General features: G+C 62.2%; 11 protein-coding genes and 1 pseudogene. 6 read left to right on the top strand and 6 right to left on the bottom strand.

Features of this window, described 5'->3' with window-relative positions; translation table 11 throughout:
- Window positions 1-15: 15 nt before the first annotated feature.
- On the bottom strand, window positions 16-1749 hold the full coding sequence (gene pilB, locus WH367_RS01935) for a type IV-A pilus assembly ATPase PilB (protein WP_312988112.1): 1734 nt from the start codon (window positions 1747-1749) through the stop codon (window positions 16-18).
- 165 nt (window positions 1750-1914) lie between these two features.
- Window positions 1915-2844 (bottom strand): polyprenyl synthetase family protein, encoded by a 930-nt coding sequence (locus WH367_RS01930; protein ID WP_021027812.1) that lies wholly within the window; start codon window positions 2842-2844, stop codon window positions 1915-1917.
- Between the two features lie 267 nt (window positions 2845-3111).
- Here WH367_RS01930 and rplU point away from each other — a divergent pair, with 267 nt between their 5' ends.
- From rplU to proB, 4 genes are all read left to right on the top strand, one after another.
- Window positions 3112-3423, top strand: a complete 312-nt coding sequence (rplU, locus tag WH367_RS01925) for a 50S ribosomal protein L21 (RefSeq protein ID WP_027011098.1) — start codon at window positions 3112-3114, stop codon at window positions 3421-3423.
- 15 nt (window positions 3424-3438) lie between these two features.
- Window positions 3439-3699: a 50S ribosomal protein L27 gene (gene rpmA / locus WH367_RS01920; RefSeq protein WP_021027814.1), complete on the top strand. Its 261-nt coding sequence runs from the start codon at window positions 3439-3441 to the stop codon at window positions 3697-3699.
- A 189-nt stretch (window positions 3700-3888) separates the two neighbouring features.
- Window positions 3889-5004, top strand: a complete 1116-nt coding sequence (gene obgE / locus WH367_RS01915) for an Obg family GTPase CgtA (RefSeq protein ID WP_339533960.1) — start codon at window positions 3889-3891, stop codon at window positions 5002-5004.
- Window positions 5005-5089: 85 nt separating this feature from the next.
- A complete protein-coding gene (proB, locus tag WH367_RS01910) occupies window positions 5090-6229 on the top strand; it encodes a glutamate 5-kinase (RefSeq protein WP_339533958.1) in 1140 nt (379 codons plus the stop codon).
- A 292-nt stretch (window positions 6230-6521) separates the two neighbouring features.
- On the opposite strand, the pseudogene WH367_RS01905 reads toward proB, so the two are convergent.
- Window positions 6522-7062, bottom strand: a pseudogene (locus WH367_RS01905) (RNA pyrophosphohydrolase); the annotation flags it as partial.
- Window positions 7063-7154: 92 nt separating this feature from the next.
- Here WH367_RS01905 and WH367_RS01900 point away from each other — a divergent pair.
- A complete protein-coding gene (locus tag WH367_RS01900; protein ID WP_339533956.1) occupies window positions 7155-8894 on the top strand; it encodes a proline--tRNA ligase in 1740 nt (579 codons plus the stop codon).
- Between the two features lie 127 nt (window positions 8895-9021).
- Entirely contained in the window at window positions 9022-9633 is a 612-nt protein-coding gene (locus WH367_RS01895; protein ID WP_232539431.1) for a lytic transglycosylase domain-containing protein, read from the top strand.
- Window positions 9634-9725: 92 nt separating this feature from the next.
- Here WH367_RS01895 and WH367_RS01890 read toward each other — a convergent pair whose 3' ends face one another.
- The 3 genes from WH367_RS01890 to prmC all read right to left on the bottom strand — a co-directional run bounded on the left by WH367_RS01890 (window position 9726) and on the right by prmC (window position 12709).
- The gene (locus WH367_RS01890) at window positions 9726-11066 is read right to left on the bottom strand and encodes a hemolysin family protein (protein ID WP_339533954.1); all 1341 of its coding nucleotides are present in this window, start codon (window positions 11064-11066) and stop codon (window positions 9726-9728) included.
- Between the two features lie 349 nt (window positions 11067-11415).
- Window positions 11416-11736 carry a Grx4 family monothiol glutaredoxin gene (grxD, locus tag WH367_RS01885; RefSeq protein WP_021027821.1) on the bottom strand — a complete coding sequence of 107 codons (321 nt, stop codon included), beginning with the start codon at window positions 11734-11736 and terminating at the stop codon, window positions 11416-11418.
- A 109-nt stretch (window positions 11737-11845) separates the two neighbouring features.
- Entirely contained in the window at window positions 11846-12709 is an 864-nt protein-coding gene (gene prmC / locus WH367_RS01880) for a peptide chain release factor N(5)-glutamine methyltransferase (protein WP_339533952.1), read from the bottom strand.
- Between the last annotated feature and the right edge of the window lie 28 nt (window positions 12710-12737).

Raw genomic sequence — 12737 nt, 5'->3', positions numbered from 1 at the left:
CCTGCCCTCATTGCTTTATTCGTTGGTGACGGCTAAGACCTCTTCCAGTGAGGTCAGTCCCTTTTTGACTTTGTGCAGGCCTGAGGTGCGCAAGGAGCGGACATTTTCTATGTCGGCTTGCTCGGCAATTTCCAGTGCGCTGCCATCGCGCAAGATGATGCGCTGTGTTTCTTCGGAGATGGGCATCACCTGGTAGATGCCCAGGCGGCCCTTGTAGCCATTGTTGCAGGCGTCGCAGCCGACGGGCTCGTAGGGCATCCAGGTGCCATCCAGATCCTCTTCCTTGAAGCCCGCTTCCAGCAGCGCTTCATGGGGGATCTCGGTGGGGCGCTTGCAGATGGGGCAGAGCTTGCGTGCCAGGCGCTGCGCGGTGATCAGGATCACGCTCGACGCGATATTGAAGGGCGCAATCCCCATATTGCGCATACGCGTCAAGGTGGTGGGTGCGTCGTTGGTGTGCAGGGTGGACAGCACCAAGTGACCGGTCTGCGCGGCCTTGATCGCAATGTCGGCTGTTTCCAGATCCCGGATTTCGCCGACCATGATGATGTCGGGATCCTGGCGCAGAAAGGACTTGAGCGCGGTCGCAAAGGTCAGGCCGGCCTTTTCATTGACATTGACCTGGTTGACGCCTGGCAGGTTGATTTCCGAGGGGTCTTCCGCAGTCGCAATATTGACCGCTGGCGTGTTCAGAATGTTCAGGCAGGTATAGAGCGACACGGTCTTGCCTGAGCCGGTGGGCCCGGTGACCAGGATCATGCCGTAGGGGCGCTTGATGGCGCTGAGCAGACGCTCCTTCTCTTCGGGCTCATAGCCCAGTGCATCAATGCCCAGCTTGGCGCTGCTCGGATCGAGAATACGGATCACGATCTTTTCGCCAAACAGGGTGGGCAAGGTGCTGACCCGGAAATCGATCACCCGGTCGGCGCCGATCTTGAGCTTCATGCGGCCGTCCTGCGGCACGCGCTTTTCCGAGATATCCAGGCGCGAGATCACCTTGATCCGCGATGCCAGCTTGTCCTTGATACCCGGTGGGGGCGAGGCAATTTCACGCAGCTCACCATCGATGCGAAAGCGGATGCGGTACTGGTGCTCATAGGGCTCGAAGTGCAAGTCCGATGCACGCATATTGAATGCATCGATCAGCATCTTCTGCAAAAACTTGACAATGGGCGCGTCTTCGACCTCGTCTCCATCGTTGCTGGCAGTATCGCTGTTCACCGACTCGTCATCAATCTCGAATTCATTGAGATTGACATCGCCGGTGATCATGTCCTGGAGGTTGTCGCCACCCTTTTTCGCAACGGACTCCAATGCCTTGACCAGCTTGGCATGCTCTGCGATCACCCAGTCCACGCTCAGTTGGGTGGAGAACTTGATCTGCTCGGCCACCGAGTGGTCGGTGGGGTCGGCGGTCACGACGATCAGCCGGTTGCCGCGCTTGGCCAGCGGGATGATCTTGTTGCTGAGTGCCAGCTTGTTGTCGAGCAGCCCACTGGACAGGCGGGTCAGATCGATGGCATCGAGGTCGACCATGGGCGCGCCATAGACCGTCGAGATGATGGTTGCCACATCGCTGCCGGAGACGGCACCGCTGGCCACCAGCTCTCCAATGAAGCTGTTCTTGCTTTTGAGACTGGTGGCGTACAAGGCCTCCGCCTTGGCAACAGGAAGCTTTCCACTGGCCACCAGGGCTCTGGCAATGCCGGGAAGGGCGACGGCTTTGGGGGGGGTGTTGATGTCAGGCATGTAAAGGGAAGACGCCTATCGTCGATAGCCTCGCTGCGTAATCCGGCAAACTGTAGCAGTTGTTCGGAGTTTTAACAAAGAAATGCATCCTGCAGACCGCACCACTGCAGTGGATCTGCGACAGTCTGCACGATACCCTTGGCCCATGCGCGCCCGCCTTGGCGGCTACTCTCTGCGGTCCAGCAACTGAGAGGCCAGCGTGGTCAGCGCCTGGGTGTAGGCATTGCTTGGCAGCAAGGCCAGGCAGTCGATGGCCTCCTGGGCCTGCAGCGCCGCGGCTGCCCGCGTGGCTTGCAGCGAGCCGGTGTCCTTGACGACCTGCACGATATGGGCCATGTGCGGCGTGGAGCCTTGCTCGATGGCGCTGACAATCATCTGCCTATCATCGGCGCTGGCGCGTTGCATGGCAATGATCAGGGGCAGGGTGACCTTGCCTTCGCGCAAATCATCGCCAATATTCTTGCCCATCACCGTGGTGTCACCGTCATAGTCCAGTGCGTCGTCAATCACCTGGAAGGCTGTGCCCAGCGAGCGGCCATAGTTGGCACAGGCCTCCTCCAGCTCGGCGGGCGCCTCGGTCAGCACGGCGGCAAGGCGCGCGCTGGCCTCAAAGAGCTTGGCGGTCTTGGAGCGGATGACGGAGAGGTAGCCGGCTTCGTCGAGATCGACATTGTGGGTGTTGATCAGCTGCTGCACCTCGCCCTCGGCGATGATGTTGGTGGCCTCCGACAGGATCTGCATGACGCGCATGCTGTCGGCATCGACCATCATCTGGAAGGCGCGCGAGTGCAGGAAATCGCCGACCAAGACACTGGCGGCATTGCCAAAACTCTCGTTGGCGGTGGGTTTGCCGCGCCGCATCGTGGATTCGTCCACCACATCGTCGTGCAGCAAGGTGGCGGTGTGGATGAACTCGACCACCGCCGCCAGGTTGAAATGCTGCTCGCCCCGGTACTCCAGTGCGCCGGCCACCAGCAGCAGCAGTGCAGGGCGCAGGCGCTTGCCGCCTGCCGAGATGATGTAGTGCGATACCTCGCCGATCAGTGGAACGGAGGAGCTCAGGCGCCTGGCAATCACGGCATCCACCTGCCGCATATCACCGGCGACGAGGCTCAAGGGGTTGGACGGGTTGGGAGTGTTGGACTCGGACAAGGCGGCTATCTCGGCATTTTAGGGATACCGCATTATAGAAACGAGAGCAGCGCCCCTTGCGGACATGCCCGCTTGTCCGTCTCGGGGATGCGTTTTCTGGCCCGGTTGTGGTGCAAAAGCGTGCAGGGTTTGCGTCTTTTCAGGGCCCGTGCTACAATCTTCGGCTCTTGCGAAATTTCTTTGCAAGCTATCCCCTTTTTAGAGGTTCTTATGTACGCGGTCATAAAAACCGGTGGCAAACAGTATCGTGTTGCTTCCGGCGAAAAAATCAAGGTAGAACAGATCGCTGCGGACGTAGGCCAAGAAATCGTGATCGACCAGGTTCTGGCAGTCGGCGACGGCGCAGAGTTGAAGGTTGGTACGCCCTTGGTGTCCGGAGCAACTGTGACGGTTACGGTAGTAGCCCACGGTAAGCACGACAAGGTGCGCATTTTCAAGATGCGTCGTCGTAAGCACTATCAAAAGCGCCAAGGCCATCGCCAGCAGTTCACTGAGCTGCAAATCGGTGCGATTGCAGCTTAACAGGAGCTATATCTCATGGCACAGAAAAAAGGCGGCGGCTCTACGCGCAACGGACGTGATTCCAAGCCAAAGATGCTGGGTGTGAAGGCTTTCGGTGGTCAATTGATCAGCGCCGGTTCGATCATCGTGCGTCAACGCGGCACCAAGTTCCACCCCGGCACCAATGTCGGCGTGGGCAAGGACCACACCTTGTTTGCTCTGGTGGACGGCCACGTGTCGTTCGAAACCAAGGGCGCTTTGTCCAAGCACACGGTGAGCATCACCAAGGCTGCTTAAGACAAGACAAGTGTCTTGAAGGTCTTCATTGGCCTTGTCCAAAGCCCCGCGCAGTCGGGGCTTTGGTGTTTTTGGGCCGGACCGCCTGGCGCCTCGGTGCGACAATAGCGGTTTTGGCAAGGCTGCATGTATCGGTATGCAGCAGAACAATTCCCGTAATTCCTGTACCAGGGCGGGTGGATAACGACCATGAAATTCGTAGATGAAGCGTTTATTGACATTGCAGCTGGCGATGGTGGCAATGGCTGTGTGTCGTTCCGCCATGAAAAGTACAAGGAATTCGGTGGCCCCGATGGCGGTGACGGTGGCCGCGGCGGCCATGTGTATGCGCTGGCCGATGTCAACCTCAACACCCTGATCGATTACCGCTACTCGCGCCGCCACGAGGCCGAGCGCGGCGAGCACGGCAAGGGCTCGGACATGTTTGGCAGCGCGGGCAAGGACATCACCCTGCACATGCCGGTGGGCACTATCATCACCGATGCGCAAACGGGCGAAGTGCTGTTTGAGCTGCTCAACCCGGGCGAGGTCATCACCATCGCCAAGGGTGGCGACGGCGGTTTTGGCAACCTGCGCTTCAAGAGCGCGATCAACCGTGCACCGCGCCAGAAGACCCCGGGCTGGAAGGGCGAGCGCCGCAACCTGAAGCTGGAGCTCAAGGTGCTGGCCGATGTGGGTCTGCTGGGCATGCCCAATGCCGGCAAGTCGACCTTTATCTCGGCGGTCTCCAACGCCCGCCCCAAGATTGCCGATTACCCCTTCACCACCTTGCACCCCAACCTGGGTGTCGTGCGCGTGGGTCCGGAAAAGAGCTTTGTCGTTGCCGACATTCCAGGCCTCATTGAAGGCGCCTCGGACGGTGCCGGTCTGGGCCACCAGTTCCTGCGCCACCTGCAGCGTACGCGCTTGCTGCTGCATATTGTGGATCTGGCACCGTTTGACGAGGGCGTGGACCCTGTGGCGCAGGCCAAGGCGATTGTCGGCGAGCTCAAGAAGTACGACGAAGAGCTCTACAACAAGCCGCGCTGGCTGGTGCTCAACAAGCTGGACATGGTGCCCGGCGACGAGCGCGTCGCCAAGGTCAAGGACTTTGTCAAGCGCTACAAGTGGAAGGGCCCCGTCTACGAGATCTCGGCGCTGACCCGCGAAGGCTGCGAGCCGCTGATCAAGGAGATCTTCCAGTTCGTGCACAAGATGCAAAAGGCCGAGCAGGAGCCCCAAGAGGTCGATCCGCGCTTTGCGGCAGGCGCCGAGCAGGGTGCGCCCGACTACTCGGACGACCCGCGTTTTTCGTCGCCGGACTGAGCGGCAAGGCCTGCACCCTAGATTTCTCATTGTTGGATAGCTGCTTGCGCTTGCCAGGCGGGCGCAATGCCGGAAATAGCAAAAAATGGCATCGAATGTTCTGCGCGACGCACGTCGCATCGTCGTCAAAGTCGGCTCCAGTCTGGTCACCAACGAAGGCAAGGGCCTCGATGAAGGCGCCATCACCGAATGGAGCCGCCAGCTCGCCGCCCTGGTGCATGGCGAGGATGGGGCCAAGCGCGAAGTGATCATGGTCTCCAGCGGCGCGGTGGCCGAAGGCATGAAGCGCCTGGGTTGGCTGCAGCGCCCCAAGGAAATCCATGAGCTGCAGGCCGCAGCGGCTGTCGGCCAGATGGGCCTGGTGCAGATGTACGAGACCAAGCTGCGCGAGCAAAACCTGGGCAGCGCCCAGGTGCTGCTGACCCATGCCGACCTGGCCGACCGCGAGCGTTACCTCAATGCCCGCGTCACCTTGCTGACCCTGCTGCAGCTGGGGGTGGTGCCGGTCATCAACGAAAACGACACGGTCGTCAACGACGAAATCAAGTTTGGCGACAACGACACCCTGGGTGCGCTGGTGGCTAACCTGGTGGAGGCCGATGCGCTGGTCATTCTGACGGACCAGAAGGGCCTCTACACCGCCGATCCGCGCAAGAACCCCGATGCCGAATTCGTGCATGAGGCACAAGCGGGGGATCTGAAGCTTGAAGCGATGGCCGGTGGTGCGGGCTCGGGCATTGGCAAGGGCGGCATGCTCACCAAGATCCTGGCCGCCAAGCGCGCGGCTGGCTCGGGTGCCTCCACGGTGATTGCCTGGGGGCGCGAGCAGAATGTGCTGCTGCGCCTGGCCGCCGGCGAGGCCATTGGCACCCTGCTGGTCGCCGACACCCACAAGAACCAGGCGCGCAAGCAGTGGATGATGGACCACCTGCAGATGCATGGCTATGTGACCGTGGACGAGGGCGCTGCGCTGAAGCTGCGCGGCGAAGGCAAGAGCCTGCTGCCTATCGGTATGGTGAGTGTGCATGGCGAGTTTTCGCGCGGCGAGGTGATTGGTGTGCGCGATCCGCAAGGCGTGGAGCTGGCACGCGGCCTGGCCAACTACAGCAGCGCCGAGGCACGGCGCCTGTGCCGCAAGCCATCGTCAGAGTTTGAGCAACTGCTGGGCTACACCGGCGAGCCCGAAATGCTGCACCGTGACAACATGGTGTTGACGGGGCATTGATCGGCCCGCTCAGCCCGCTTGGCCCTTTTGGCCGGGCCGGGCCATGCGGCGGCGGACCACATGAGCGCCGCGCAGGCACAAAAAAGCGTCCCGAGGGACGCTTTTTGCATATGGCTACTGGTCAGCCGCTATCAGCCGTTTTGCTGCGGGTCATGGCCCGCATTGCCCGGGTCCGGGTCAAAGCTGGCGCCGGGCGGCAGCTCCATCTCCTGCATCATGCGCAGCGGCGAGTGGTAGCTCACTACCGTGGTGGTCGTCGTCACCGACACCTGCAAGGTCTCGGTCACCACGGGGTCTGGCTCATGCGGCTCACCATCGCGCGCACGCGCATTGCTGCGCAAATAGCGGTTGCGCGGGTCATTGCGAGGCACAAAACGCGACAGCTCGGTCAAGGCCATCTCGTAGACGCCGCGCTTGAACTCCACCACCACATCGAGCGGCACCCAGTAGTCATTCCAGCGCCAGGCATCAAACTCCGGGTGGTTGGTGGCGCGCAGATTCAGGTCCCAGTCGTGCCCTGTTAACTGGAGCAAAAACCAAATCTGCTTTTGTCCGCGATAATAGCCCCTGGCATCGCGGCGGATGAAGCGTTCGGGCACCTCGTACCGTAGCCAATCCCGCGTTCTAGCCACAATACGTACATGCTCCGGTCGCAAGCCCACTTCCTCATGCAGCTCTCGAAACATCGCCTGCTCGGGGGTTTCTCCACGGTCAATACCACCCTGCGGAAACTGCCAGCTATGGGTGCGGATGCGCTTGCCCCAAAACACCTGATTGCGCTGGTTGAGCAGGATGATGCCGACGTTTGGCCTAAAGCCATCTCGGTCCAGCATAATCTAACCCCAATTTTTTAAACTGTGTCCATTATGCCTGCGCCTTGAAGCCATCTTCAAGGGGGCAACTACTAGGTCCATTGTCATAGACTATGAAAGCTTCGCAATTTCTCATCTCGACCCTGAAAGAAGCGCCTGCGGACGCTGAAATCGCCAGCCACCAGCTGATGACGCGCGCCGGCATGATCAAGAAGCTCGGCGCCGGCATCTACAACTACATGCCCATGGGACTGCGCGTGATCCGCAAGGTTGAGGCCATTGTGCGTGAAGAGATGAACCGCGCCGGCGCCATCGAGGTGACCATGCCCGTGGTGCAGCCCGCCGAGCTGTGGCAGGAGACCGGCCGCTTTGACAAGATGGGCGCCGAGCTGCTGCGCATCCAGGACCGCCACGCGCGTGACTTTGTCATCCAGCCCACCAGCGAAGAGGTGGTGACCGACATCGCGCGCCAGGAGTTCAAGAGCTACAAGCAGCTGCCCAAGAACCTCTACCAGATCCAGACCAAGTTCCGCGACGAGCGCCGTCCCCGCTTTGGCCTGATGCGGGGCCGCGAGTTCATCATGAAGGACGCCTACTCCTTCGACAAGGACCGCGACGCCGCCCAGATCAGCTACCAGACCATGCGCGCTGCCTACAAGCGCATCTTTGACCGTTTTGGCCTGCAGTACCGCGCCGTGCGTGCGGACAGTGGCGCCATCGGCGGCGACCTGAGCGAAGAGTTCCAGGTGATTGCCGCGACCGGCGAGGACGCGATCGTCTACTGCCCCAACAGCGATTACGCCGCCAATATCGAAAAGGCCGAAAGCCTGGCGCCCACCCAGCTTCGTGCGGCTGCCACGCAGCCCATGGCCAAGACGGCCACGCCTGGCAAGAGCACCTGCGCCGATGTGGCCCAGCTGCTGAACCTGCCTTTGGCCAACACCGTCAAATCGCTGGTGCTGGCCACCGACGAGACCAATGACAAGGGCGACATCCTGGGCTCGCAGGTCTGGCTGCTGCTGCTGCGCGGCGACCATGACATGAACGAGATCAAGGTCGGCAAGGTCGAGGGCCTGGCCAACTTCCGTTTTGCGACGCTGAGCGAGATCGAGGAGCACTTTGGCTGCCAGCCGGGCTACCTGGGCCCGATTGGCTTGCAAAAGCCCGTCAAGCTCGTGGTGGACCGCGATGTCGCCGTGATGGCCGACTGGGTCTGCGGCGCCAACCAGGCCGACTACCACCTGACCGGCGTCAACTGGGGCCGTGACCTGCCCGAGCCCAGCTTGGTGGCTGACCTGCGCAATGTGGTTGCCGGCGATCAGTCGCCAGACGGCAAAGGCGAGTTGGCGATCGAGCGTGGTATCGAGATCGGCCATGTGTTCTACCTGGGCACCAAATACTCCAAGGCAATGAAGGCCACCTTCCTGGCCGAAAACGGCAAGCCCAGCGAGTTCGAAATGGGTTGCTATGGTATTGGCGTGACCCGCTTGCCCGCAGCCGCTGTGGAGCAAAACCATGACGAGCGCGGCATCATCTGGCCAGACGCGATTGCCCCCTTCACCGTGGTGATCTGCCCCATCGGCATGGACCGCAGCGAAGCGGTCAAGACTGCGGCTGAAAAGCTACACGCAGACTTGTTGGCCGCTGGCGTCGATGTGATACTGGACGACCGCGGCGAGCGCCCGGGCGCGATGCTGGCCGATTGGGAGCTGATTGGCGTGCCGCACCGGGTGGTGCTGGGCGACCGGGGCCTGCAAGAAGGCATGGTCGAGTACCAGCAGCGGCGCGACACTGCCGCCACCAAGGTGCCTGTGGACGAGGTGTTCAGCTTCATCACCAGCCGCCTGGCCTGATGCGGGCCATGGGCTGCCAACGCAGCCCATGCCGCCAGGCGCCACACCACAATAGTCACAGAGGGATCGATCGAGGATGTCAGGCTCACGCATTGCTTTACCTGCGGGCGTATCACGCCGCGCGGCCATGGCATCGTTGCTGGCCGGGCCAGGCGCCTGGCTGGCTGCGCCGCAGGCTGCGCTGGCCGGTGGCCAGTTGGAAGAGCCCCTGATCGATTCGGTGCGCTCGGCACTCACGGCAGCGATCGGCAGTGCCGCGCCACCGGAGCCGGTGTTTGTCTCGACCGAGGCCAAGATCGTCTACCTGCGCTGGCTGGGCGCGATGAGCGACCGCCTGCGCCGGCGCAAACCCGATTGGGAGGTGCGCCGCGACTTTCTGCAGACCGTCTGGTATGAGGCCCGGCGTGCGCGCCTCGATGAATCGCTGGTGCTGGGTCTGATCCAGGTCGAAAGTGGATTCCGCAAGTTCGCGATGTCCAATGTCGGGGCCCGCGGCTACATGCAGGTGATGCCGTTCTGGACCCGGGTGATCGGCGACGGCGACCCGGCCAAGCTCTTTCACATGCAGACCAATCTGCGTTTTGGCTGTGTGATTCTGCGCCACTACCTGGACCGCGAAAAGGGCGATCTGTTCATGGCGCTGGGCCGCTACAACGGCAGCCGTGGCAAGGACACCTACCCCAACCTGGTCTACGGCGCGCAGCGCCAGTGGCTGTTTGAGAACAAGGTCGAAGCCTGAGGACGGAGGTCCGAGGCGGCTGCCAGCACTGCCGAAAAAATAGAGCCACCGCATGCGGTGGCTTTTTCATCGGGCTAAAGGCTTGGTAGGTGTCAGGCGACCAGGCTGCCAGTGGCCGGCGGCAGCGGTGAATCGGGCACCTTGTTGGGGTCCACGATGGTGACCAGCACCTGGTCGATGCGGTAGCTGTCCACGTCCATCACCTCGAACTGGTACTTGCCCCAGACCACCTTGTCGGTGCGGCGCGGGATGCGGCGCAGCATCACCATCAAGAAGCCGCCCAGGGTCTCGTATTCGTCGGAATGCGGCAGGTCGTCCAGCAGCAAGGTTCGCTCCACATCCTCGATCGGGGTGATGCCGTCGATCAGCCACGAGGTCTCGTCGCGGCGCACGATCAGCTCTTCATCGACCGGCCCCATCAGGTCGCCCATGACGGTGCTCATCACATCGTTGAGCGTGACCACGCCGACCACGAGGCTGTACTCATTGACGATGATGGCGAAGTCCTCATGCGCCTGGCGGAACTGCTGCAGCACTTCGGCCAGGGTCAGCCGGTCGGGGATGACCAGGGCCTTTTTGACCAGGCCCTCATCGCGCAGCTTCATCGGCAGGTTGTTGAGCGCGCGCTGGAACAGGTCCTTGGCATCGACATAGCCGACCACATGGTCGATATCTCCGGCGCAGACCGGGTAGGTCGAAAAGGGTTCCTCGGCAATGCGGGCGCGGATGATGTCGTCGCTGTCGTCCTGGTAGAAGAAGGCGATGCGGTCGCGCTGGGTCATCGCCGAGCCGACGGTGCGCGTATCGAGCTCGAACAGATTGGCGATCACCTGCTGCTCCTGCGCGGCCAGCACACCGGCCTTGGCGCCGGCCTCGGTCATCGCCAGAATGTCTTCGTAGGTGATCTTTTCATCGCGGATCGTCGACAGGCCCAGCAGGTGAAACAGGCCATCGGCCGCCTTGCTGTAGAACCAGACCACGGGTTTGAAGAGCGTCATGCACCATTGCATGGGGCGCGAGACGCGCAGCGCCAGCGCCTCGGGCTCGGCCATCGACAGGCGCTTGGGCAGCAGGTCGGCCAGCAGGATGAACAGCGAGGTGACCACGGTGAACGAGCACAGAAAGCCGATGGTCTGCGCGGTAGCGGGCTCCAGCCAGCGGCTGGCGATGCCCGAGACAAAGGGACTGAGCGCCCCTTCACCAACGATACCGCCCAAAATGGCCACCGCATTCTGGCCTACCTGCACGACGGTGAAGTACTCACCGGGCTGCTCCTGGACCTTCATCACACGCTCTGCACGCGGGTCTCCGTCATCGACCATCTGCCGCAATCGCAGGCGGCGCGAGGCGGCCAGCGATATCTCCGCCATGGAGAAAAAGGCGCTCAAGCTGATCAGCAAGGCAATGACAAAGAGACTCTGCGTAAGATTCATAGACATTCTTGTGGGAGCAGTGCAGACCGGCTGCTCACATTTTTCGGCAAAAGCGGTGGCGGCGCGCGGTGCGCCGCCGGTTTGAATCGGTGTTCAATGGTCGCATGCCCGTCTGGCGACTGGCAAGTGCTTTTGGCAGCAGGTGCTGCAAGCCCGCAGCGGGCGGGCGATGCGCGATGGGTGCTGCTGTGCTGAGCTTACCTTAGTCGACCGGCTATGGCTGCTGGCAAGGCCATTGCGTGTCGCCATCGCACCGCCTTGCACGCGGGCCTGGGCCGCATCGCGGGCGCAAAAAAGCCGCCTCGGAAGGCGGCCTGGTTGCGGCTGGCAAGCTGATGGTGCCAGGCGATCAGAGCGTGGCCACCAGTTGCTGCAGCTCGCCCGATTCGTACATTTCCATCATGATGTCCGAGCCACCGATGAATTCACCTTTGACATACAGCTGGGGGATCGTGGGCCACTGGCTGTAGTCCTTGATGCCTTGGCGGATCTCGGGGTCTTCGAGCACATTGACGGTGGTCAGACCACGGGTCTCCACGCCACTGGCTTTGAGAATCTGAATGGCACGGCCGGAGAATCCGCATTGCGGAAAGCTGGCCGTTCCCTTCATGAACAGCACGATGTCATGACCTTTGACCAGCTGGTCGATGCGTTGTTGGGTATCGCTCATGGATGGGCTCCGTCGGGGCGTGTGGGTTGCAATGTAATCGGGTCAGCGCTTGGATGAGCTACACAAATACGGGCGTTTTGCCGCAGTTCAAGCGCGGGCATGGTCACTATTATTTCACGGAAGGCCATTGTCCGCCGCTGGCGCGTTCGATGCCAGCGAGGTCCTTGCGGCTTTGCGCCTGGGCAAAACCGCGCTGGGCCAGCAGCGCACGCACCGCTTCTGCCTGGTCCCAGCCATGCTCGATCAGCAGCCAGCCGCCTTCGCGCAGGTAACCTGGGGCGGTATCGACGATATGGCGGATGTCGTCCAGGCCATCGGCGCCGCTGGTCAGTGCCTGGCGCGGCTCATGGCGCAGCGCGGGCATATGCGGGTCGTCGTCGCGGATGTAGGGCGGGTTCGTGACGATGGCATCAAACCGCCCTTGCAGCGCCGACAGCCAGTGGCTGTGCGCAAAGCGCAGCGGCAGCTGCAAGCGCGCCGCATTGGCCTGGGCAACGGCCAGCGCATCGGTGCTGGCGTCCACCGCCCAGACCTCGGCCGCAGGCCGGGCATGCTGCAAGGCCAGCGCAATCGCGCCGCTGCCGGTGCCCAGGTCGGCCAGGCGCAGGGCCGGCTGGCCCGGGGTATCGGGCAGCAGCTCCAGCGCCCAGTCCACCAGGGTTTCGGTATCGGGGCGCGGGTCCAGCACGCGGGCGTCCACGGCCAGGTCCAGCCCGTAAAAGCCTTTGTGGCCCGTCAGATAGGCCACCGGCTCGCCATCGGCGCGGCGCTGCAGCCACTGCTGCCACTGTGCGGTCTGCGCGCTGCTCAGGCGATCGCCATCATGGGTGATGAGCCAGGCGCGCGCATGGGTGGGCTGGCCGCAGAGGTGCAGCAGCAGCATCTGCGCGTCGATACGGGCGATGCCCAGCGCAGCGGCCTGCGCCAGTGCCTGGGTGACCGTGATGGGGGTGTCGGGGGTGGGAGCATTCATGTCGGTGCGCGGTTCGCGGTTGCTGCGG

This window comes from Comamonas sp. MYb21 (genome assembly GCF_037479395.1).
In the GTDB taxonomy this organism is placed as follows: Bacteria; Pseudomonadota; Gammaproteobacteria; order Burkholderiales; family Burkholderiaceae_C; genus Comamonas.
Note: the sequence above shows the minus strand (reverse complement) of the source record. Positions and strands in the feature narration are given on the sequence as shown.